Annotated in this window: 23 protein-coding genes, 1 tRNA gene and 2 pseudogenes; 6 read left to right on the top strand and 20 right to left on the bottom strand. The window is 39.2% G+C overall.

The genetic code is table 11. The features are described from left to right. Positions 1–127 precede the first annotated feature (127 nt). The 3 genes and pseudogenes from helD to ACZYRN_RS05155 all read left to right on the top strand — a co-directional run. Positions 128–1,348: pseudogene (gene helD / locus ACZYRN_RS05165) on the top strand (RNA polymerase recycling motor HelD); the annotation flags it as partial. Positions 1,349–1,398: 50 nt separating this feature from the next. Further along, positions 1,399–1,746, top strand: a complete 348-nt coding sequence (locus tag ACZYRN_RS05160; RefSeq protein WP_488910551.1) for a DUF559 domain-containing protein — start codon at positions 1,399–1,401, stop codon at positions 1,744–1,746. A gap of 153 nt (positions 1,747–1,899) precedes the next feature. Continuing rightward, positions 1,900–2,733 carry a 3'-5' exonuclease gene (locus tag ACZYRN_RS05155; RefSeq protein ID WP_488910428.1) on the top strand — a complete coding sequence of 278 codons (834 nt, stop codon included), beginning with the start codon at positions 1,900–1,902 and terminating at the stop codon, positions 2,731–2,733. A 208-nt stretch (positions 2,734–2,941) separates the two neighbouring features. Here the strand turns inward: ACZYRN_RS05155 and ACZYRN_RS05150 are convergent, their stop codons facing one another. Beyond that, a complete protein-coding gene (locus ACZYRN_RS05150; protein WP_488910427.1) occupies positions 2,942–3,532 on the bottom strand; it encodes a branched-chain amino acid aminotransferase in 591 nt (196 codons plus the stop codon). A gap of 329 nt (positions 3,533–3,861) precedes the next feature. Here ACZYRN_RS05150 and ACZYRN_RS05145 point away from each other — a divergent pair. Then, positions 3,862–3,935: transfer RNA gene (locus tag ACZYRN_RS05145), tRNA-Arg, on the top strand. A gap of 96 nt (positions 3,936–4,031) precedes the next feature. Here the strand turns inward: ACZYRN_RS05145 and ACZYRN_RS05140 are convergent. The 8 genes from ACZYRN_RS05140 to ACZYRN_RS05105 all read right to left on the bottom strand — a co-directional run bounded on the left by ACZYRN_RS05140 (position 4,032) and on the right by ACZYRN_RS05105 (position 10,587). Beyond that, positions 4,032–4,232, bottom strand: coding sequence for a site-specific integrase (locus ACZYRN_RS05140; protein ID WP_488910426.1), 201 nt, complete (start codon positions 4,230–4,232; stop codon positions 4,032–4,034). A 672-nt stretch (positions 4,233–4,904) separates the two neighbouring features. Then, positions 4,905–5,807 (bottom strand): sulfite exporter TauE/SafE family protein, encoded by a 903-nt coding sequence (locus tag ACZYRN_RS05135; protein WP_488910425.1) that lies wholly within the window; start codon positions 5,805–5,807, stop codon positions 4,905–4,907. 18 nt (positions 5,808–5,825) lie between these two features. Next, the gene (locus ACZYRN_RS05130; protein WP_488910424.1) at positions 5,826–6,446 is read right to left on the bottom strand and encodes a precorrin-2 dehydrogenase/sirohydrochlorin ferrochelatase family protein; all 621 of its coding nucleotides are present in this window, start codon (positions 6,444–6,446) and stop codon (positions 5,826–5,828) included. Next, positions 6,431–7,180 (bottom strand): sirohydrochlorin chelatase, encoded by a 750-nt coding sequence (locus ACZYRN_RS05125; protein ID WP_488910423.1) that lies wholly within the window; start codon positions 7,178–7,180, stop codon positions 6,431–6,433. Before ACZYRN_RS05125 ends, ACZYRN_RS05130 begins: the two co-directional genes overlap by 16 nt. Continuing rightward, the gene (gene cobA / locus ACZYRN_RS05120; protein WP_488910422.1) at positions 7,177–7,953 is read right to left on the bottom strand and encodes a uroporphyrinogen-III C-methyltransferase; all 777 of its coding nucleotides are present in this window, start codon (positions 7,951–7,953) and stop codon (positions 7,177–7,179) included. Before cobA ends, ACZYRN_RS05125 begins: the two co-directional genes overlap by 4 nt. Before the next feature lie 108 nt (positions 7,954–8,061). Further along, positions 8,062–8,655, bottom strand: a complete 594-nt coding sequence (gene cysC, locus ACZYRN_RS05115) for an adenylyl-sulfate kinase (protein WP_488910421.1) — start codon at positions 8,653–8,655, stop codon at positions 8,062–8,064. Between the two features lie 14 nt (positions 8,656–8,669). After that, positions 8,670–9,809: a sulfate adenylyltransferase gene (sat, locus tag ACZYRN_RS05110; RefSeq protein ID WP_488910420.1), complete on the bottom strand. Its 1,140-nt coding sequence runs from the start codon at positions 9,807–9,809 to the stop codon at positions 8,670–8,672. A gap of 64 nt (positions 9,810–9,873) precedes the next feature. Next, entirely contained in the window at positions 9,874–10,587 is a 714-nt protein-coding gene (locus ACZYRN_RS05105; RefSeq protein WP_488910419.1) for a phosphoadenylyl-sulfate reductase, read from the bottom strand. Between the two features lie 202 nt (positions 10,588–10,789). On the opposite strand from ACZYRN_RS05105, the gene ACZYRN_RS05100 reads away from it, so the two are divergent. Continuing rightward, a complete protein-coding gene (locus ACZYRN_RS05100; protein WP_488910418.1) occupies positions 10,790–12,412 on the top strand; it encodes an ABC-F family ATP-binding cassette domain-containing protein in 1,623 nt (540 codons plus the stop codon). Between the two features lie 105 nt (positions 12,413–12,517). On the opposite strand, the gene ACZYRN_RS05095 is transcribed toward ACZYRN_RS05100, so the two are convergent. From ACZYRN_RS05095 to ACZYRN_RS05075, 5 genes are all read right to left on the bottom strand, one after another. Next, complete coding sequence (locus tag ACZYRN_RS05095; protein WP_488910417.1) at positions 12,518–13,738, bottom strand: DUF3221 domain-containing protein; 1,221 nt, start codon at positions 13,736–13,738, stop codon at positions 12,518–12,520. A gap of 230 nt (positions 13,739–13,968) precedes the next feature. Continuing rightward, complete coding sequence (locus ACZYRN_RS05090; protein WP_488910416.1) at positions 13,969–14,214, bottom strand: hypothetical protein; 246 nt, start codon at positions 14,212–14,214, stop codon at positions 13,969–13,971. Between the two features lie 145 nt (positions 14,215–14,359). Beyond that, positions 14,360–14,833, bottom strand: a complete 474-nt coding sequence (locus ACZYRN_RS05085) for an acyl-CoA thioesterase (RefSeq protein WP_488910415.1) — start codon at positions 14,831–14,833, stop codon at positions 14,360–14,362. 286 nt (positions 14,834–15,119) lie between these two features. Beyond that, positions 15,120–16,439, bottom strand: coding sequence for a CoA-disulfide reductase (locus ACZYRN_RS05080; protein ID WP_488910414.1), 1,320 nt, complete (start codon positions 16,437–16,439; stop codon positions 15,120–15,122). Further along, entirely contained in the window at positions 16,439–16,717 is a 279-nt protein-coding gene (locus ACZYRN_RS05075; protein ID WP_488910413.1) for a GNAT family N-acetyltransferase, read from the bottom strand. The genes ACZYRN_RS05080 and ACZYRN_RS05075 overlap by 1 nt, the downstream gene beginning before the upstream one ends. Before the next feature lie 133 nt (positions 16,718–16,850). Between ACZYRN_RS05075 and trhA the strand changes: the two genes are divergently transcribed. Further along, positions 16,851–17,504 (top strand): PAQR family membrane homeostasis protein TrhA, encoded by a 654-nt coding sequence (gene trhA, locus ACZYRN_RS05070; protein WP_488910412.1) that lies wholly within the window; start codon positions 16,851–16,853, stop codon positions 17,502–17,504. Positions 17,505–17,821: 317 nt separating this feature from the next. On the opposite strand, the pseudogene ACZYRN_RS05065 reads toward trhA, so the two are convergent. The 6 genes and pseudogenes from ACZYRN_RS05065 to ACZYRN_RS05040 form a co-directional block, all read right to left on the bottom strand. Then, positions 17,822–18,034, bottom strand: a pseudogene (locus tag ACZYRN_RS05065) (YebC/PmpR family DNA-binding transcriptional regulator); the annotation flags it as partial. Positions 18,035–18,206: 172 nt separating this feature from the next. Beyond that, entirely contained in the window at positions 18,207–18,377 is a 171-nt protein-coding gene (locus tag ACZYRN_RS05060) for a hypothetical protein (RefSeq protein ID WP_488910411.1), read from the bottom strand. 676 nt (positions 18,378–19,053) lie between these two features. Beyond that, on the bottom strand, positions 19,054–19,551 hold the full coding sequence (locus tag ACZYRN_RS05055) for a hypothetical protein (protein WP_488910410.1): 498 nt from the start codon (positions 19,549–19,551) through the stop codon (positions 19,054–19,056). A 350-nt stretch (positions 19,552–19,901) separates the two neighbouring features. Next, positions 19,902–20,234, bottom strand: a complete 333-nt coding sequence (locus ACZYRN_RS05050; protein ID WP_488910409.1) for a hypothetical protein — start codon at positions 20,232–20,234, stop codon at positions 19,902–19,904. 671 nt (positions 20,235–20,905) lie between these two features. Further along, positions 20,906–22,639, bottom strand: a complete 1,734-nt coding sequence (locus tag ACZYRN_RS05045) for a GAF domain-containing protein (RefSeq protein ID WP_488910550.1) — start codon at positions 22,637–22,639, stop codon at positions 20,906–20,908. Between the two features lie 186 nt (positions 22,640–22,825). Then, on the bottom strand, positions 22,826–23,173 hold the full coding sequence (locus ACZYRN_RS05040; RefSeq protein ID WP_488910408.1) for a hypothetical protein: 348 nt from the start codon (positions 23,171–23,173) through the stop codon (positions 22,826–22,828). Positions 23,174–23,238: the final 65 nt, after the last annotated feature.

The following is a 23,238-nucleotide window of genomic DNA, read 5'->3' as shown; positions in this document are numbered from 1 at the left end:
TGATTGTACTTGAATGAACGGATGCTTTACTTCAATAAAAGAGGTTGCTGAGGCAGCCTTTTTCTTATGGCACTAACAGGGCAGCAGGTTAGTACTATAAGTATTGTATTAAAATTCGGATAGAAAAGCAGAAAGGTTTTACAGTCATGACACTTCACTCCGCTTCCATAATAGACTTGAAAAATTGAAGGATTGGCTAATAAAAAAAATAAATGAGGTCCAAAGGGTCGAAAGGGAAAAACCATGGGTACAGGAGGAAATCGAGCTGCTTAGCAACGATGATTACCATAAGGCACATATCTACTTGGCGGAAAAACGAGGCTTTAAAAGAGAATCGATTGCCGACTATGAGATCGAGCCAGAAGCACTTGCCCGATTGATTGTTCACCAAAAATTGAAGCCGTTACGAAAACGAGTCCGAGCGTTTCGTTTCGTCGACTTTAAGGGGATGTACAAGCAGCTTTTTGCTGATCCCTTGCAGATCAAACAGTGGATTAAAGGGGAGACACCAGCTTCGTCATCGGCTATTTGTCAAGCGTCGCTGAAAATGCTAGATGAAGATAAACTATTTTATGAGGATGCTACTCCGTTTTTACTTTTGAAAGAGCTGATTCAAGGCTTTCAGACGAACAGCTCGATCAAACATATCGTTGTTGATGAGGCTCAGGATTATTCCCCATTTCAATTTGAGTTTTTGAGGCGTTTGTTTCCTGCGGCAAGGGTGACAGTGCTCGGCGACTTTAATCAGGCGATATTTGCCCATGCTAGCGAAAAGGTTGATTTCAACACACTTACCAGCCTTTACGGACCGAATGAAACGGAAGTGATCAATATGGCACGGAGCTACCGATCCACAAAACCGATCATTGAATTTACACGAAGACTCGTTCCTAATGGAGAAAGGATTATTCCTTTTGAACGCGACGGTGAGCGACCCGTGCTGAAACAATTGTTAGATCATGCAGAACTGCACAGCTGCATTGCCTCCAAAGTCGCAGAATGGCGAAGTCTAGGGCTTAATAGTATTGCGATAATATGCAAATCTGCTGAGGAAAGTATAAGTGCATATGAATCCCTGTCCAGCATCGATGAAATTAAACTCTTAAAGAGCAGCTCGATTGAATATGAGCAAGGAGTAGTTGTAGTACCGTCGTATTTGTCCAAGGGTATCGAATTCGATGCCGTTATCATTTATGATGCATCGGAGCATGTATACGGTGATGAGAGCCTGCGCAGAGTTTTCTACACTGCCTGCACCAGAGCTATGCATTATTTGCAGCTTTACAGCGTAGGTGAACCGAGCCCATTTTTACGAAACGTTTTGCGGGAAAGCTTCATCCAAGCTTGACTTAGTTGGATTTATACGATATATAAACGAGAGCTTTAACCTAATAAGGAATAAAATTAATAAGCCTACAATATGCAAGTTTTTATTCACGACTTACATATTGTAGGCTTTTTCACATTCAAAAAATATACTGCCATAAACAGCATTTTTTAATTGCCAAATACAATTTAGCGGTAGTAGATCCAAAACAACTAGGTAAATACATTTTGGGGATTGAATGTGATGGTGCAACTTACCACTCTTCAAAAACTGCGAGAGATCGTGATCGGTTAAGACAAAATGTTTTAGAGTCATTAGGGTGGAGTATTGAAAGAATTTGGTCTCAAGATTGGGTGAAGAGGAAGAAGGAAATATCTGATTTAATAGTCGATAAGGTGCAAAACAAATTAACCATATGAAAATTTCTGTTTAGCAAATCGAGTATTTATTATACAAAGAGTACCAATTTGTATTCCTGTTTCTTTCGAAGAGTCCGAAAAACACATTTTCCCCTGTTTCTTTTTTCAAATGGCTGTATAATGAGAAACAGACAATGAGAGAGGCAGGATACTGTGAATTACATCGTACTTGATATTGAATGGAATGCATCGAAATGGAACCCGCACCACCTGGAAGAAATTATCGAACTCTCAGCCCTGAAAGTGTCGCCCGCTACATTAGACGTGGTGGATGTCTTTTCATCCCTGGTGAAGCCAGCAGAACGGTTAACATCGTTTACGAAAAAACTAACAGGCATCACGCAGCAAGATTTGTCTTCCGCCCTGCCTTTTCCGCACGTATTAAAGGAATTTAAGGCGTTTCTTGGCACAGAGGAATCTTGTTTTGTGGCATGGGGGAAAGAAGATTTTCGGTTCTTGGAAAAGGAATGCGGACGTTACAGACTTCCTTCCCTGAATCTGTCCAGCTATATTGATATATTGCCGATTCTTCAGTTTGGCCTGTACGATACCTTCAATGGCAACACCCCCAGCCTAGCCAAAACTATGGAGGTGTTCCAAATCGAAGCAGACGGGCAGGCACACAACAGCTTCGATGATTCGATGAATACCTTAAAAGTGTTTCGCTATCTTCACGGAAAACTGGATGTTCATGCGACGTACAAATCAAACAAAACACCTGAAGAACGGTATCTGTATGAGGATGCACTGAAATCCAGCGGGAAAAGGCAATTAATGAAATGCATCTTTGCGTATATGAAGAAGCATGACGTAGACGATGTGGCATTTGATGCCTTCTTTACCAGTCCCATCTGGCTGGATCGTGCCGCTGCACTTGATCTGAATGAACACGTAACGGCTGTTTTTAAAACCGAGTTTGACGCGCAAAAACAAGAGGCATCCGAGAAATATATATCCCAGAAAGCATTGCTGCTTGTCAAATGCTGAAAGGTCAACACGATAGTCTGAGTGAAAGAGATGTCTGAATAAGGCACCTCTTTTTATTTATAAATTATTTGCACTTATTCTAGCCGTGCAAACTTAAAAAACCTTCCTAGATTAATTACAGGAAGGATTCTCACTATACGCTGACTATAAAGTCATATGAATGCAAAACAGCCCTCATCTTTAGTTGGTGGGCGACGTTTATAATTACTTAATTATCTTCTTCGATTGTTTCAACAAGAATAAACAGAAAATGATAGATGAGGCTTAAAGCATCGCCTAAAGACATCTCTTCCTGAAATCCTTCTACACTATTCAAGGAAAAATTGACATCCCATAGTCCATCACCTTGGTTGAACATTAAACTGTATGTTCCAATCTCTCCTTGGAGTTCCTTATTTAAGTAAGCCTTTAATACATTCCCCATTTTCTTCTGGAATTTCAAGCCTAACAAGGCATTGTATGTTCCAAACACATCATCGACTTCCAATGAAAGTGTCTCAACTCCGATTAATTCAAACCATGAAGATTCGAAGTAAAGGAATTCGCTTTTATTGATTTTTAGGTATTCAAGGGGTTGTGATAAAAATGCAGCTGATTCTTCCGAAATCAACTCTTCGTTTTCTTTATTACTGCGCTCGATATAAGCATCAGTAAAGCGGGTACTATTTTCTTTTTCTACTATAGTAAGATCATTTATCAAGTGATGCCTTTCTGCATATTCCTTTTCCTCTTTAAACAATTCAACTTTATTCTCACTTAAAGCTTTTGATATGTATATTTCCATTTGTTTTTTTAACATGGTGAGTGTCCTCCTAGTATCTTTTCATACCTGTTTCATTCAATCATAGCATATAGACCACGGGTTAAATAACTATAACCGATATTTAAGAAATAAGGGTAAGAAATAAGGGATGGAAAGCCTTCAATATAAGCCTTTTTATTGTATTTTTAAAAAATCAACATTGAAATTTAACAGAGCCATTATATAAAGAGTACCATTTTGCCTCAGTTCATCAGGCCGGTCAGAATTTCCACAGTCTCGATCATAATAGACAAGTTAGTTAATGCCGATTACTTGAAAAGTTTTCTTTTTAAAAATATACTGGAGCAGTTCATATTATTTTGTATGTCCCAGTAGCTCAGTAGGATAGAGCAACAGCCTCCTAAGCTGTAGGTCGTAGGTTCGATTCCTATCTGGGACGCTTTTTTTGAGAAAAGGGTTGATATAATAAGGTTCTCAAGGTTAGAAATAATCTGGAGTGTCCGACATATATCAGGGAATACGCTGATGTATCGTTTTAGCGCTGACTTTGTGCGGCAAGACCTGGTTCTGTACAAAATGGCGAATTGTGTGATACATCGAGCGGCCGGTTATGCGCAAGAAGAAATTGTTCCAGTGATTTTAAATCGTACGCGTAGCCACTGAGCGTATTGGCTGCATAGTTTTTTTCGACTTGTAAATACAATAAAAACTCGTCGACAGCATGATGAAAGTCCAAATTCAAAACCTCCTTGAGAAATGATAAATGGTTATCGGCAAAAATAAGCAGATTATCGAAACAAGCCGGGTTGTATGGAGAGTTAAGGGGATAAAGCCTGATTCAACAAAATTCTTTTGAAGTTTACATAATATTTATTATAGAAAGTTATAAATTAATATCTCATTTCAAAAGTAAACTTCTAATATTGAGAAAAAAGAAATTTTTACTATAACTATTTTACTGACAGCAAATTAACCTATGCTAACAGTGCTAACAGTTTTTATTTACTTCGCACGTATACAGGTGCCATCTTTAATTGCTCTAGCCTGTAAATATTAAAATAAAGATCTTGATGAAGTCCTTAACTGTCGCACTTGAGCAAAGAACTACATATGATTACCTGTGTCTCCCAAGGCAGTTATAAAATCGGTCATAGAAACAGGAGTAAGATGTTCATGTATTTGTTGCTCTAAAACAAGAATTTAAGTGCTTCATCCTCTTTACTTCTTTGAATAAACGTTCTGTAAGCAAAAGTTTGCCCCTTTTTTGTCCATATATAAAAAGGACTTGTCTATTTCATTAAATTTCAACACATATTTTTCCAACCTATCTTCCGTTAGGGATTTGTTTGTTTGGCACCCTCTGTTAGAGAAAGCTAATTTCTTTGAAAAGCAAAAGAAAAAACACCCATTAGGATGTTTTCTCTTTTGCTTTTATAGTCATTTGTTTATTCATTTCAGGTTTTCGCTCTTTTTTGATCATGTAACCAATAAGAGGAAGCCAGAGAATAACAAGTACTATAAAGATGACTTTCTCTGCTGAAGCAGAAACGCTTGTGTAGTTTAAGACAGCATTTAAGTTTGTCAGGATCAGCATACCGCTGACGATAACAGCCAAAATGCGCGTTGGCAGGCTTTTAACGATCCATGCTGCTAATGGTGCTGCGATAATGCCCCCAAGCATAATCGCTCCGGCCCAAAGCCAGTTAATCTGTGATGGTCCTAAAGAAATCATAAAGCCAATTGTGGCAGCTGCCGCAACAGCAAATTCGCTCGCTGCAACAGTCCCGATTACCATACGCGGCTGCATTCCTTTTTGAGATAAAAGAGCCGGTGTCGCAATCGGTCCCCATCCTCCCCCGCCGCTGGCATCGAAAAATCCACCTACAAAGCCAAGCGGGACATAAAAGCGGTTTGTCAACGGTTTCGGATTTTGTTTGCGGGCATCCTGGAAAAATAAAAATCGTGCCAGAATGTAAAGTCCAAGACAAAGAAGAAAAGAGGATACGTAGAGCCGGACGTTATCTCCCGTTAAATTGCTCAAAAAAGTTGCACCGGCAAATGCACCGATTGAGCCCGGGATAATTAACTTTTTAAGCATCGCTTTATCTACGTTGCCAAAACGCCGATGGCTCATGCCAGATGCGGCAGTTGTAACGACTTCTGCCATATGGACAGAAGCAGATGCAATGGCCGGTGCAATACCTGCTGAGAGCAATAATGTGGTTGATGTGAGGCCGTAGCCCATTCCAAGTGACCCGTCAACAAGCTGAGCAGCAAGTCCGACGAGTGCAAGAATTAAAAAACGTTCCATAACTGTTCCTCCTGTTGTCTACGAATCGGGATAAGCAGATGTCAATTCTGCCATGTACAGCTCCCGCTCTTCCGGGTAATTGAGATAATGTGTATCTGCTGCTTTTTTTAGCCATAACTGTCGTTCACGGCGGATATCGACGTGTTTTTTAATATACTTTCTTGTCTCATATAAAAAATCAAGATACTCTTCATATCGTTCATCAAATTGATCTTCAAGATGATTGCGGATGTTTTTCGATAAAGTAGGACTTGCGCCTCCTGTTGAGACGCTGATCATGAGTTTGCCGCGAATAAGAACGGCTGGAATTTGCGCATTGCCAAGGTCAGTATGCTCCGCATGTACGACAAGCTTTCCGTGCTCCTTGGAAATCCTTGACATTTTCTCGTTTGCTTCTTTGTCATCTGTTACAAGCATAATTAAAAAAGCATCTTTTAAATCGTTCCATTCTACTTTTTTTCGATGTAAAATGACTTTTTCTTGAGCAGCGAGCTGTTCAATAGAAGGATGAAAATCAGGGCTAATAATATGTGCACAAATCCCGAAACGAAGCAGGTTTTCAATTTTATGAAGTGCGATTGGTCCGCCTCCTGCAATTACAACCTTTTGATCGGTAAGGTCAATCATAATTGGGAACATAATGGCTCCTCATAGAATGTTTCTTCTACACGCTGTGCCAGTATTTGGCCAAGTACCGGGTCGTAGCCAAGATGTCGGCATAAATGAACCTCTGCTTCTGTTTGAAGTTTTCTTACTGTACGCTCCATTGTTTTCGTTAAAATGCCTGTAAAAAGCAAGTATGGAACGATAAACAGCTGTCTTGACTTTGTAGCAGCTAATTCATGCAAGGCATCTTCAAACGCAGGTTCACAGGCCGCTAAATATCCGATATGTACATCGGATAACTTGGTTTTTTCCTTAAAAAGATGGATAATCTGGTCAAAGTCCTGTTTCGTTTCCGGATCACTGCTTCCACGTCCAACGAGCAATACACATGCATCTTCTTGAAAAGGTGCCGCTTCTTTCATTCGTTCGATCAGTACATCAACAATATGTTCATGCACACCGAGCGGGCGTCCATAGCGAATCATAAGATCAGGATATTGCTGTGCCGCTTTTTTTAGTTCCTCTGGAATGTCTTTTTTCGCATGTCCAGCTGTTAACAGAAGAAACGGCATCGCAATGATTTCTGTGGCCCCTCTTTGTACACATTTCGCTATACCTTCCGCAATCGATGGATCCGAAAGCTCTAAATAACAAATTTCTTGAATTTGAGCATCAACAAGCGGCATTGTTTCTTCAATAAATGCGGCTGCTTGTTTTGCTCCTTCTCTTACACGGGTACCGTGACATATGTAGAGGACTGCTTTCATTGTTCACTGCCCTCTCCGGTCAAAGATTCATCTTTTTCTTTAAACCATTGCAGTTGATCGCGCATTTTTACGACTTCACCAACAATGATCATACTTGGATTTGTAATTCCTTCTTTTTGAGCCACCTCATATATGTTTAAAAGTGTGCCTGTGACCGTTTGCTGCTTTGTTGTCGTTCCCCAATGAATAAGAGCAGCTGGTGTTTCTGGCGGTTTGCCGTGCTTGATAAGTTGCTCTTGAATGTAAGGAAGATTTTTAACACCCATATAAATGGCGATTGTATCGATACCTTTAGCAAGAGAGGCCCATTTCATTTCCTCATCTGCCCCCGTCTTTCGGTGGCCGGTTACAATCGCGAACGATGCGCCATGATCGCGGTGCGTAACAGGGATACCTGCATAGGCCGGAGCTGCAATCCCGGAAGTAATACCAGGGATGACTTCAAATTCAATATCGTGACGGACAGCGAACGCTGCTTCCTCACCACCTCGCCCGAAGACGTATGGGTCACCGCCCTTTAAACGGACAACTTGCTTGCCTTCTTTCGCATGTTTAACAAGAAGTTCATTAATGTTCTCTTGCTGAACAAAATGACGGTCCGGCAGTTTTCCGCAAAAGATCAGCTCGGTTCCTGTTTTGGCATGATCAAGCAACTCCATGCTGATTAAACGGTCATACAAAATGACATCAGCTTGCTTGATTGCATTCAGACCTTTTACTGTAATTAAATCCGGATCACCCGGACCTGCTCCGACAAGCCATATTTTGCCCATCGTGGCACCTCCCTGTTCATTGAGCGTTAACCTTCTCTATTTTGAATTTGTTTTGGGAGCAGGTTAACGCTCCCAAAACAAATACGTTTTTTCATACAATTACTTTTATTATAACCAGTTATTACTCTTTAAATAATCAACAAGCTGATCGACACACTCATCAACAGTGTACTGATCGGTATTTAACACGAGTTCTGGTTTATCCGGTGCTTCATAAGGAGAAGAAATCCCTGTAAACTCAGGGATTTCACCTGCTCGTGCTTTTTTATATAACCCTTTTGGATCACGCTCTTCGCATTTTTCAATCGGACATTCAACAAATACTTCGATAAATTCGCCTTCTTCAAGAAGAGCGCGAACGGTATCACGGTCTTCGCGGAATGGCGAGATAAACGCGGTGAAAACGAGCTGACCGCTGTCGACAAATAACTTGGCCACCTCACCGATACGGCGAATGTTTTCTTTACGTGCTTCATCAGAAAAACCAAGGTCTTTATTTAACCCGTGGCGAACGTTATCTCCATCAAGGACGTACGTGTTCACCCCAAGATCAAATAAGCGGCGTGCGGCTGCATTCGCAACAGTCGATTTGCCGGAACCAGACAGCCCAGTAAACCAAAGAACCGAGCTATGGTGTCCGCTTTTTGTGCGGCGTTCTTCTTTTGTCAATGATTGTTCGTGCCAGACGATATTTTCAGCCATTCTGATTCTCCTCCTTAGTTATGCGCTTTTTCTTTCATTCCGCGAATCAATACTTCCACTACTTCTTTACGACTGAATTCTGCCGGTGGAATTTGACCGGAACGAAGCATTTCACGCACCTTAGTACCGGAAAGAATCACATGATCTTCCTTGCCGTGCGGACAGGTTTTAGAAGACGCCATGTTGCCGCACTTTTCGCAGTAGAAGCTATGTTCAAAGAATAAAAGGGTAATGCCGATTTCTTCTGCTGTAAAGTTTGAGAAAATTTCCTGTGCTTCATATGTGCCATAGTAATCACCAACACCTGCGTGATCACGGCCAACGATGAAATGTGTACAGCCATAGTTTTTGCGGACAATCGCATGGAAAATGGCTTCACGCGGTCCAGCATAGCGCATTGCAGCTGGGAATACAGCAAGCTTTACACGGTCTGCCGGGTAATAGTCACGCAGCAACACTTGATAGCTTTCCATCCGAATATCAGCTGGAATATCATCTGATTTTGTTTCGCCAACGAGCGGGTTTAATAGAAGAGCATCTACAATTTCAAGCGCTGACTTTTGAATATACTCATGCGCCCGGTGAACAGGATTGCGTGTTTGGAATCCTACAATTTTGTTCCATCCATTTTCTTTAAATATGCGGCGTGTTTCAGATGGATCGAAGTAAAACTCTGCAAACTGCTTACGTTCAATACGTTTGACAAGCGTTACCGGTCCACCAAGATAAATATGACCTCGGTCATATAATTTTTTTACGCCTGGATGCGCTTCTTCAGTTGTCTTGTATACGTTTTGTGCTTCGACTTTTTGATCAGGTTCATAAATGTCAGTAATATTTAAAACGCCATAAACAATTCCATTTTGTTTTAAGAGAACGGCATCCCCTACTGCATAATCAGAGGCATCAGTAACTGGAAGTGTAATAGGCAAACTCCACACTGTACCGTTTGCAAGACGCATGTCTTTAACAACGAGGTCGTAATCTTTTTTTGTTAAAAATCCAGTAAGCGGGCTAAATGCACCTGTTGCGATCAATTCAAGGTCGCTTAACGCTGTAGCATCAAGCTCCACTTCTTTCGTAATTCCAGTTAAATCAAGGTCTGGCTGGTATTGGTTAATAAGATGGCCTCCATGGGCAGCAATGTTTGTCATATACGTTAAACCTCCGATATAGTTGAAATCACATATAGATACTTGGTATTAAATATAAAAAAATTTACGTCGTGTGCAGGCCACATTCTGTTTTTCCTGAACCGCTCCAACGGCCAGAACGAATGTCCTCAATTGAAAATGCAGGTTTTGTACAAGGAGCACAGCCGATACTAGGATACCCTTGATCGTGAAGTACATTGTAATCAAGCTCATGCTTTGTCACATAGCGCCATACTTCTTTCCATGTCCAATGAATAAGCGGGCACACTTTAATTTTTTCAAATCGTTTATCAAGATTTAAATAATTTGTATTCGCTCTTGATTCCGATTGCTCGCGGCGAAGTCCTGAAATCCAGGCAGTTGACGGTGCAAGCGCTTTTTGAAGCGGGATGATTTTGCGGATCTCACAGCATTTATTCGGATTTGTTTTAAATAAATCCGGTTCGAACTGGGCTGCCTGTTCTTCAATGGTCAGGTCAGGCTGCTGTATGCGGATGTTTAGTTCTGGATACCGTGCTTTTACTTTATCAATCGTATCGTACGTTTCTTTAAAATGATAATTGGTATCAAGGAAAACAATTTCAGCATCCGGTTTAACTTGTGCAATTAAATCAATAAGGACGATCCCTTCGATGCCGAAGCTACAGGCATACACGAGCTTCTCCCCATATGTCTCATAGGCCCATCGCAGCGTTTCAAGCGCACCTTTCGTTTCCGAATCTGCTGGAAAGTCAGGAATCTGTGCTTGCGCGTCGTTCCATGATTCAAACGTAATCATTTGTTCCACCCCATTCATTATGTCTCTTTATGGATGAATTCAGTTTATCAGAAAATGATATAAAGTCAATCCCATTTATATACTCGGGATTAAAAAATGCAAACTTTCTCATGATAAGTGCTTTCAATATTGTATATGTTCTTTTTTCAGTCGGGTGATGATATAATCAGATTTGATGAATTTATTTTGGGAGGATAAAAATTTGATTACAGTACAAGATGTTAGTCTTCGCTTTGGCGATAAGAAATTGTTTGAAGATATTAACTTAAAGTTCACACCAGGTAACTGCTATGGATTGATCGGCGCGAACGGGGCAGGTAAATCTACATTTGTGAAAATCTTGTCAGGTGATCTTGAGCCTCAAACAGGCCACGTATCGATCCCGAAAGATTCGCGACTTGCTGTATTAAAACAAAATCACTTTGAATATGAAGAATTTGGCGTACTTGAAACTGTCATGATGGGCCACGCTCGTTTATATGAAGTCATGAAAGAAAAAGATGCTATTTATATGAAAGCGGATTTCACAGATGAAGATGGCATGCGCGCTGCAGAACTTGAAGGTGAGTTTGCCGATATGAACGGATGGGAAGCAGAATCCGAAGCGGCTATTTTACTGTCTGGTCTTGGAATTCCTGAGTCCCTTCACGATAAAAAAATGGCTGATGTAGACGGGTCAGATAAAGTAAAGGTGCTTCTTGCGCAAGCTTTGTTTGGCAAACCAGACATCCTTTTACTAGATGAGCCGACCAACCATCTTGATATTCAAGCGATCCGTTGGCTGGAAGAATTTTTAATTAACTTTGAGAATACAGTCATTGTCGTCTCCCATGACCGGCACTTTTTGAATAAAGTATGCACGCATATAGCCGATCTTGATTTTGCAAAAATTCAAGTTTATGCCGGCAACTATGATTTCTGGTATGAATCCAGTCAATTAGCACAAAGACTACAGGCAGATTCGAATAAGAAAAAAGAAGAGAAAATTAAAGAACTTCAAGCGTTTGTTGCTCGCTTTAGTGCAAACGCATCAAAATCAAAACAGGCAACGTCACGTAAAAAATCACTTGAAAAAATTACGCTTGATGATATTCGTCCGTCATCACGCCGCTATCCATACGTTCAATTCCAGATTGAACGGGAAATTGGCAATGATGTCCTTCGTGTAGAAGGTTTATCAAAAACCATTGACGGTGTTAAAGTGCTTGATAACGTTAACTTTATTATGAACAAAGACGATAAAATTGCTCTTGTTGGTACAAATGAAGCGGCGAAAACAGCCCTCTTTAAAATTTTAGCAGGTGAGATGGAAGCAGACGAAGGCACGTACAAATGGGGCGTAACCACAACACAAGCCTATTTTCCAAAAGATAACTCCGATTATTTTGATGGCTCGGATCTGACGCTCGTTGACTGGCTTCGTCAATACTCTCCAGCAGATGAAAGTGAAAGTTTCCTGCGCGGATTCCTTGGCCGGATGCTTTTCTCAGGCGAAGAAGCATTGAAAAAAGCAAGTGTCCTTTCCGGTGGCGAAAAAGTGCGCTGTATGCTATCAAAAATGATGCTTTCAGGTTCCAACGTGCTGCTTCTAGATGAACCGACGAACCATCTTGATCTTGAATCGATTACAGCCCTTAATAACGGCTTGATCAATTTTAAAGGATCACTTATATTCGCTTCACATGACCATCAGTTTGTTCAGTCCACAGCGAACCGTATTATCGATCTGACACCGAAAGGCATCGTTGATAAATCTGTCACCTATGATGAATATTTAGATGATGAGGAGCTGCAGAAAAAAGTAAGAGCGATGTACGCCTCATAAAAAAGAAAGAATGAAATAACGATTGTAAGCCTACTCCTTTTGACGAAGAGTAGGCTTACATTTGTTTTGACGGAATATTCTCTTAATTTTTTCTATATTCTATCGTTATTGATCCTTAACCGTTATATTAAATACCTTATTCTCTTGGGCAAATAATTCTGTGAACATTACGGTCCATTGGTCGGTTTTTTCATCAAATGCCACATCGCTGATGGCTGCTGTAAAACCATTGTCATCCTGTTTTTTCTCAATCGTCTGTCGGATGGCTTCTTCTTCCGTTAAGTCTGCTCCTTTTGGCTGATACGTCGGGAGCACAGTGACAAATTTTGCTCCGCCCTGTCCTGGGTATGATTCCATAATAGGACCTAAAGGTTCCACTAAGACCCGCTGGCCGACTTTAATTTTTTTATCCGCTTTTGGGAAGGTGTAGCTCACAGCGTCGAAAAATAGGCTTTCTCCGCCTGTTTCGGAAAAATCAGCAGAAGCGGCAGCGACAACGAGCATGCCATTTTCCGAGATGCTCATCACATAGCTGCCTTCTTTGGATGGCTCGCGGGTGACGGCTTTTTTTGGGTACTCAATATCTGGCTCGCCCGGCAGCGGCAACATCCGCCCTTCCTGCTTGATAACCATGTCGTATTCGGCAAATTGCTGCTGAATGTCTTTTATTTGTTCGTCCGTTAAAAAGATATGCCCTACCTCAATCGTCCTTGTAATAGTATCAACCGACACGCTGTAAATCGCACGGTCCGGATCTGGATGGGCTTCTTGCGTTTTTTTTAGTACCCGAGACACTTTCGCACTTAAATCGGCGTTGTCTTTGTCGCTGTATTCTGTTTTAAAAATATGAATGTATTTCGCTAAAACTTTTCCTTCGTCCACTTGTTTTTGCAGTATTCGCACGAATTCATTTGTTTTTTCATCCGGCTCTTTAATGCCGATCCAAATCCCTGGTTCATCAGCCCCTGATGTCTGGTTTTTCAAATACATGATGCCCTTGTCATACAAATTTCCATATACGACATTAACGGCTTGAAAAACGGCTTCCGCTTCAATCGATTGGACACCCATATCTTCTCGAAGTTCCGGTGTGTTTTCACCAAGATAGCCGCCTGTCAGTGTGTCACTTTCCAATACTTTTTCATAGGCTGCATCCCGCAAGCCTGTATCGTCCGTCGTCTGTTTCAGCTCGGCGATGATGTTTTGCTCTTGATATGATTCTTGAACGGTTTTTATTTCATCTTTTTTGGGCCCGGTTTCATCAGAAACTTGGCAGCCTGCAGAGAATATGAGCATCAAGACAAAAAGACAACTGGCTTTTTTCATTTGTAAGCCTCTCCTTTCCTTTTATAATAACAGGGAAAGATGATAAATAAAGGAAAGTACAATGAGAATATAATGAGAATTCGGGATTCTATCCTTATACTTAAAAATGGAACAACAAAAAGAGAGCTAAAAAACCGTTTTGTTTTTTAGCTCTCTTGTGTGGCTAGCTTATCGTTTTATACATCGTTCCTCAGTCAGATCAAAGATTTTTACAATTTTCCTTTAATGATTTAAGAATGAAACTGCATCTTTTTTTTGTTTTTAAATAGCGTGTAATGGGCATTACTCACTTTTTCTTCTATATAGTTAATCGAATAATTCCCTAATGGATCTGATAAATCGCCAATTGCGCGAGAGAGGTTATCAATCATAACTCTTAAGGAATCATGTTCTAGCTCTTTCTTTGCATTTATTTCATACATGATTTCATGAGCAAGATGTTGGATTTTTCGCAAGCGCATTTCTTTTGTTTCCATATATTTATCCTCCTCCTGTACACTATATATCATTTAAATATATGGCGAACAAAAGAAGTTCATGAGTAGATCCTTTAATTGATACAGAACGATGTACTTCCAACCGTCCTCCTTTATATGCAGCGGGCAAGTGACATACGCTTCATTACTGAATCAAGGATCTGTTTTTTCTATATTCCTTACGAGCGGGAGCCGTTTCGAACAGTCTTTTTTCTTCTTTTGTTTGGGGTATCACTTTTGGTACAGGAATAGGTTTCCCATTTTGATCAACGGCTACCATTGTAAGGAAAGACTCAGTCGTTAATTTTTTCTTATCTAATAATAAATCAGTAGAGTGAACTTTTACATAGACTTCCATAGACGTACGTCCTGTTGACGTAACAAATGCTTCTAAACTAAGAGCATCTCCTACAGTGGCAGACGATAAAAAGTCTACAGAATCAATGGATGCAGTCACAACCACGTTATTGCAGTGCTTCATCGCGGCTAAAGCAGCAATTTCATCAATATAAGCTAGAATCTTCCCGCCAAAGATTGTTTGTAAATGATTTGTATCAGGCGGTAGGACTAGTTTGGTCTGAATGGTTCTTGAACGTTCTACTGGATGAGCTTGTTCCATAAATCTTCCCTCCACAAAACAGCCCAGAAGGTGTAATCCCAAAGACAGTTTTAGTTTTTTCTGAAATGATGGAACAGACGCACTAGACGTGCGGCTGCAACATCTGTTTTTATTGTACATATTACGACCGCGGATGCCTAGTATGCAGTGATAAGACTAGCTTGGTGTAATCCTGTTTTAAAAAATCATCCTCTATATAGAGGATATTTTGCAAGGTTCGCTGTTGTTTTTGCTGCCCGGTATAAACGATCAGGTTCATCCGTTGATACATAAAAAATCATCCGCTTTATTTTGCTCGGCGTGCTGCCTGCTGAATCGGGTCCCATACACCGTTGACAGGAGGGGAATAGCTTAAGTCAAGATCCTCCAATTCTTCTATGGTCATTTTGTTAAATAGAGCTGTTGAAAGCACATCAATTCTCTTCTCAGCCCCATTTGTACCGATCGCTTGGCCGCCGAGAAGCAATCCCGTCTCCGAGTGATACAAAAGCTTAATGTGAAGCGGTAATGCTTCAGGATAATAGTTTGCTTTATCCCGTGTTTCAATGCTAGATGTTTTATACGGAATTTCAAGTTTTTTCGCATCTTTTTCTGTTAAACCGGTGGATGCAGCGATTAAATCAAAAAATTTCATTACAGACGTACCCGTAATCCCTGAAAATAATCGGGTGTTTCCTGACATATTCAATCCTGCAATCCGCCCCTGTTTGTTCGCTGTCGTTCCAAGAGGAATATAATCGGGTGTTTGTTTGACGATATGAAAATGAGTCGCACAGTCACCAGCAGCATATATATCACGTATGGATGTTTCCATTTTATCGTTAACAACAATCGCGCCATTATCAAGCATATTCATACCCGTTTCTTTTAAAAAGTGTGTATTTGGACGAATGCCGACAGATGCAATAATAAGATCGGCTTTGTGTGTATGAAGGTCCGTTTTAATTTGTCCGTCTTCAACGGCTTGTATTTGTTCATTTAATGAAAGAAGCACCCCGTGGCGTTCTGCTTCTGAATGAAGATGTTTAGACATATCGGGGTCAAACATTTTTGCGATGTGGCTGCTTCGTTGTATAAGACGAATTCTTTTATGCAGCCGATGAATATTTTCAGTGAGCTCAAGGCCAATATAGCCGGCCCCGATAATAACTACGTCTTGAACATTTTCATCAAGACGCCGGATAAGGCGCTCTGTATCAGGAATTGTCTTAACAACATGTACGTTGTCTGATGTTGCTCCCTCCCATTTCGGAACAATTGGACTAGCCCCTGTTGCAATCAGTAATCGATCGTATGGAATCGTAAACGGCTGTCCATTTTCATCATTCTTGCCACTTACGGTTTTTTGGTTAACGTCAACAGAGAATACTTCATGTAAAATACGCGCATCTATGCCGTATTTTGAACGGAACGTATCAATGCTTCTCGCAATGAGCTTTTCAGTTGATTCAATGAGACCGCCGATAACATAAGGCAGCCCGCACTGGCCATATGAATAAATAGACCCTTTTTCAAGAACAGTAATGTGGGCTTTTTTATCATTCCGAACGATTTGCATGGCAGCACTCATGCCCGCTGCGTCTCCGCCAATAATAACGTAGCGCATTAATTCAATACCGCCACGTCATTGTACTGGCTGTCGCGAGAAAATTTGGCCACTACATAGGAGCATGTAGGAATAATCTTTAAATTATTTTTACGCGCATACGTAACGAGTGCATCAAGAAGCTGTCCGGCTACACCGCCCCCACGCAATTCTTGTGATACGTACGTATGATTGGCATTGATTTTCCCCTCGCCTGCCGGAACATAGGTAATTTCCGCTACACGCTTACCTTCTTTTTCTATATAAAACATGCCTTCTTTGTGTTGAATCGTTTCCATTGTATAAAACCCCTTTCAAATAGCCATTCCATATTAGTATACCCATATACGCACACGTGTTTAAACCCATTTACAAAGAATGATATGGTACAATAAAGTTATGATAAGATCGTCTTGGAAAGGAGTTGTCGTGATGAACGATTCTTCGACAACACATGTTTTTTCAAAAGGAGAAGAAATAGCTAATTCAATTACGCATGGCATTGGTGCTTTACTCAGCATCGCAGCTCTCGTCTTGCTCATTGTTTTTTCTGTATTGCACGGGAGCGGCTGGCATTTAGCTGGGTTTACCGTATTTGGTGTCACCATGTTTATGCTCTACACATCTTCTACCCTTGTTCATAGTTTCCCGCAAGGAAAAGTAAAAGACTTATTTGAAATTTTTGATCATGCGTCTATTTATTTTTTTATTGCCGGTACGTACACACCGTTTTTACTTATTGCAGTGAAGGGTGCACTCGGTTGGTCGTTATTTGGGATTGTCTGGGGGATCGCTCTAATTGGCACCGTATTTAAATGCTTTTTTGTGAAAAAATTTGTTTTTTTATCTACAGTGCTTTACATCGTGATGGGCTGGCTGATTGTTTTTGCCTGGGGCTCTCTCGTTGATGCGCTTCCAGAAGCGGCCTTTGCTTTTCTTGTAATTGGAGGTCTATTATATACTATCGGTGCTATTTTTTATGTGTGGCGCGGGTTTAAATATCATCATATGATCTGGCATTTGTTTGTTCTTGCCGGCAGCATTTTTCACTTTTTTGCTGTCCTCGGCTTACTTCCAGATGCGTAAAAAAGCCCATTCAGCAATGGGTTTTTTTACTGTCCGTTCACCTTTTTGGGCGGTTGATTATCCTTGTGTATTTTACTTGGAAAAGAAATTTTTTATATTATTAGTATTTCGATAGGGAGATAGTGATAAAAAATGGGCTGGTTAATACATTCTCCTGATATGCCCCTCTCCTTAGTACTTTATTGTTCCACATCCATTCGTACACTCAATCTCTCATTTGAATATTTTTAATGTCAAACGACGAATTAAAATATAATAGCCGAGAACATCCATGACTTCTATCACGATTGTTCTCGGCTAAGGTTTACTTCCAAGTATTATTCACTGAACTCTACATTATGATATACTTGTCCGACGTCTTCTAAATCTTCTAAAGCATCAATTAATTTTTCAAATTGCGCTTGATCTTCTTCTGATAATGTCACGTCGTTTTGCGCAAGCATCGTTAGCTCTGCCACCGTAAACTCAGTTATCCCTACATTTTTGAATGCTTCTTGCACAGCATGGAATTGATCAGGTTCAACGTTTATATTGCTCACTTTTTATATGGACATATATCATACCACAGTAAGCAATTTTTTACCATTGCAAAGCCCACGTACATCACTCTTAATACTGTAAAAATTGGTGTTAACTGTTATGTACCTTTTGACACATTTCTTTCTTATAACTTTTGAAACTTAAATGAATAAAAAAGACTGTCTATTGACAGTCCTTTTCATCAATTTCATCTAGAAAGTCGGCAGAATAATACGGATGTGACCGCTCCGGTTTCTGTGTAAGTTCAAAGGCAAACTTTTCAGAGTAGTGCTGAGTTGGCTGTTCCAACCATTGTGTAATTTCAGTTCCTGTAGAGTAAGTTCTCATCTTCATGTCTGAATCGCTCTGGAATGACAAATCTTGTAGAGTAGTTCTCATCTTCATGTCTGAATCGCTCTGGAATGACAAATCCTGTAGAGTAGTTCCCATCTTCATGTCTGAATTGCTCTGGAATGACAAATCCTTTGTTAGTAGACAGAAAAGCTCCTCCTCCGTAAATTTGGATTTTGCTTATTGTATTTTTAATTACCCTGTTGTCTTTTTATCAAACAAAATTTCACAAAAAACACAACGAAAGAACTAGAATATAATTTTAAAATCTTAATAGGAGAGGTTTCGCTTGTTATAAGATAGAATTATGTAAACCATGAATTTGTTTAAACATTGATATATCAACGTTTGTTAATCACGGTTCTTTTTTCAATATGCAAATTCTATATACTCGCATTCCATCAGCCTTTTCAGCCCTGTTTTATTCACATGTTGTTTTTGATCAATTTCATGCACTAATCTATTAGAAAAATGGACATATGGGCTGCTCGGGTACAGTCCCTTAGAAAGTATTCAAAACTTCCTATTCCATTGTGTTCTTAATGATCTGAGGGCTTAGAATTGATTCTGGTTTGTCTAGACTTATTTATTACCGATACATAAAAAAGAACCATCTTAATTGATGGTTCTAAATCTTATCCGATTTCTTGATAAATAATTCAGTATTAAAAATCAGTTCTTACTTTATTCTCTTTTCTAACTTTTCCATAAGACTCTTTAAGCGATTATCTTGATTTTCTTGTACAGCTGCTGAAGAGCCTATTGGAAGATGATAAGATAAAGTAATATCGCTTTCCCTGTATTGATTACTTGCATTAAGCATTACGCTGTAACCATCAAATTCCCACTTGCTCGAAGAATTAATGTAGTTGTAGTAGTATGGTTCCTTATAATAATAATTGCTACCAAATTCTTTTTCTGCTTGTGCTTGTAGTAAGTAATAAACGCTCCATAACTCATCAGTGGTGAAATAGTCCTCATTAGGATTGAAATCGTACCAAGCCATATCTAATTTATCTCTATTAAAGTTATATACAAGTTGAGCATCTATATTGTATTTTCTTGCATGGTAACCAAGATAATAGATTCCTGACTCACCAGAGCCTTCAAAAGATATTTTTTTGGTTTCTTTATTTTTTACCTGTTTGTAACTCATTCCGAATTGAATGTCTTTCATTAAAACATCAAATAAAAAGTATGTGTGTTCTTATATGTTTTTTCCAGTTTTAAGGGTATATTTCAACAATTAATATTAATATCAATGTTGGTACTATGATTAATCATCATCGTTGACAGATTTATCAGTCGGTGTGGCTTGGTCACTTATAGCTGCTCATCAAAATAGTGAATGACCCCTAGATTTCATTATTCTCCCGCCTACATAAATAAAAAAGAAGCGGCTGTCGATCTGCACCGCCCCTCATCCTTATATGTATGGTTATCTATTGTGCCTTCGTTAATTCCAGTTAGTTAATTCATCTAAATAGTCGATCTTGCTGCTTTTGGAATGTTTAATGTTTCACGAGATCATTGTGGCTTAAAAATCAAAGCCGGCTGTTCTCCATCATCCAGTCTATCTTGATCAAAAATTCCTTGATAGGATTCCTCTTCATAAACTTTACTCTCCAACATCATATTTAAGAAGTCACAAACAACCTCAATATTACGCTGCTCTTTTGAGAAAACGTCCATGTGAATCTTCAATAACTTACCGATCTCATCTAAAACGGAAAGGTATCCTTTTTGGCCAGCTTCTGAATCGTTATTGCCTTTATTATTGAAATTCATGCACCTTACCAACATTTTAATCGCTCTAACTTGAGCACCCATTCCGTCAATTACATTCTTATCTCCTCTCATAGATAAGTGAATATCTGTGAAAGGATCAACGAAAAGGTGTGTGCTGACGTTTGTTAAAGAAGTAATCAAAATCAAAAAAATGACAAAAGTGTTGCAGAGAAAATTAAGAACACAGCAGGCTCTGCATTTGAAACAATGCATAATGCTTTAGAAACAACAGAAAATGTTGCAATGAATACTGTTGATGCAACTAAAAACGTCGCAAATAATTTAACAGGCAACACAAAAAAGAATCAAGACAAACAATAATGAATAAAGATAAAACGCCATTTAGCTGGCGTTTTCTCATTTTTACATACATTAATTTCAAACATCAAGAAATCAAATAGCTCTCAGTCAGTATAAATTAATACACTATATCTTCTTAACAGCATTCTTCAATTAACCTGCCCCGTTAGCTCAGTAAGAAATCACAACATTTTACACGCAATTGTTATAGTCCCTGTTCTCAAACACGGGCAGCATGACATTACATAAATAAGTACGTTTAATAAAAAGAAAGGTTTCTTTATATACATTGAAAAAGCTGGCTACAAGAAGAACTCATAAATGGGTTCTTTTTCTTTTGATGAAATATCAACATTAACGTTTAACAGAGCCAAAGAAAAAAAGACCATCTATTGACAGTCCTGTTCTTAAATTAAAGCCCCCGATAGCTGAATAAGAAAAAGTCAATTTTTCTGTCCAGATAAGTGTAGACGCTCCAAATGCTGTGCCTTTTCTTCAAGAATACTTTGTACCTTTTCTAATTCTTTCGATTTCTGTTCGGAATTTTTATACTGCTCTCCAAGTTGTTCATTAATGGTTCTTAACTCCTCTTGTTGTACTTGAAGCTCTTCGGATTGGCTCTGTAATTCTTCTGTTAAAGCTTGCGATTCTTGAAGCAATTTTTCTACCTGCATATGCCCTAAAATACTTTGTATGTTGATACCCAGATTACTCACGACCTCTTGTAGCAACATTTCTTCTAGATGACTAAATGATTGAAATGAGGCTAATTCAATAACAGCCAATACTTCTCCTTGAAATTCTGCTGGAATAACTGTTACACGGGAGGGCTGCTTTGAACCCAGGCCAGACGTGATTTTTATATAGTCTTTCGGAATTCGATTAAGAACAATTATGCGATTTTCCAGTGCACATTGTCCGACAATTCCTTCCCCTAAGTGAAAGCTGCTGGCCCCTATATCCTCTTGTCGAGTATCGGCATAGGCAGCAAGCTTCTGAAAGATCCCCTTATCATTTCTCACATAGATCACGGCATACGTTGCGCGTACCATAGGAGTAATCTTGGCGATAAACCGGCGGGCTAATGTCTCTATGTTATCTATTCCAGAATACATAGTCGCAATTTCAGCAATTCTCGTTTTTAACCAGCTTTGCTCCTCTGCATTATCCTTTAAGCCCATCAATTGAAGCTGTACAACTTCCAGTTCTTCCGTTCTCTCTTTAAGCTTACGAACTAATATTTTATTTTCAAAAATCGTAATGACTTGCCGAATAACAATAAAAAATAGAACAACCATTCCTCCAATAAAAATACCTAAGATCGCTTCTTTTTTAATTATCGCAAGAATGATTAAAACCATTAAGCTTAAATAAGGGATGATAATGAATATACTATGAACCTTTTTAGCTTGATTTTTTTCTTCTTGTGGAGATTGAACGTCAATATGACTACCATAAAAACTTGATAAGCCTATTAAGATGACACAGATATTCCACACTGGGGTTATAAGGGATAAATAATTATAATTGTCATAAATGGCTCGATATAAGTAATAAAATTCTGCGATGGTATAAATAAATACGACCGCAGTATTGATGGTCAAAACAATAGGTGGGAAAGTCGATTTATAAGAAACGAATAGCATCACAATCCCTATCAATATCCCTAAGTGTGCAGCCGGATAAGTTAACGAAAGGATGAAATGAAAAGTACTAGTTTCATATTGCAATAATGGTTCTAAGAAATAAACCCACGTTATGGTTGTCAACACGGTCATAATGATAAACGAATCAAAAAACAACTGAATAGAACCGTATTGTCTCCTCTTCCTATATACTTTATAAAGAATAGCAAGGCTATATAAAATTACAAACATGTTAAAAAAGAAATTAGCCCAGCTAGGGAAAGGGTAATCCATTGCTACCCACATAAATTCGCCAATAAAATAACTAAAACACGCTGCGAATATAATAAACCAGAACCTTTTTTCCTCTAATTCCTTTATGTGATAAATCGCTACACCTAAAAATAGTAGGGCTATGATGGGACCCGTAACGGCTACAATTCCCATTCCTACTGTGTTTGTTGACCAAAATAGAATAAACAAATAATAAATCAGCGCATAGATAATCGTAATAAAAATTAAGGGTTTCTTTAATTTCTCCAATGACTTCACCACTTCCATACTTCCATTAATTTAAAATATATCATAATTATATAACTTTTTTAAGGGACTTTTTTTTAAAATCCACGGGGCTTACATAGCCCAGTGTTCCGTGAATCCGCAACTTGTTGAATCCCTCTTTACTAATGAAATTCTTCCTAACGGAAACTTTATCATTTTTTCCTTTAAAGGTCTTTACTAATTTAACAAAAACCTGTCACTTTTTACTAGTGACAGATTTCTCAGAGGCCACCGATCCTCGTTTCCATACACACAAAAAAAGGACAGCTGATGTTCAGCCCTCCCTATTTTATACTTTAAAAAAGAAACCTCTTCATACTTGCTCCTTTTTATTGGCTGGTATTGTTCAGAAACGATTAATTCATCCTCTATTAGAACATAAGGGTGAGTCTCCAACAAAAGTGTTTGAAGGTAGCCTGGCATTTTCTCTCCATCGTACGCACAAATTAATGGAAATAACAGTAGTTTTACAGCTTCATCTACCATTTTCTCAAGTTCTTCTATTAGATGTAACGGATCAGTCATAGTAGCCCACTCCACATGTGCCTATGCCCGGAAAGGGATTTTATTTTCTAGGTATGGTTGTATCG

This window comes from Domibacillus sp. F004, assembly GCF_057814295.1.
This window is presented reverse-complemented; position numbering and strand designations above follow the sequence as displayed.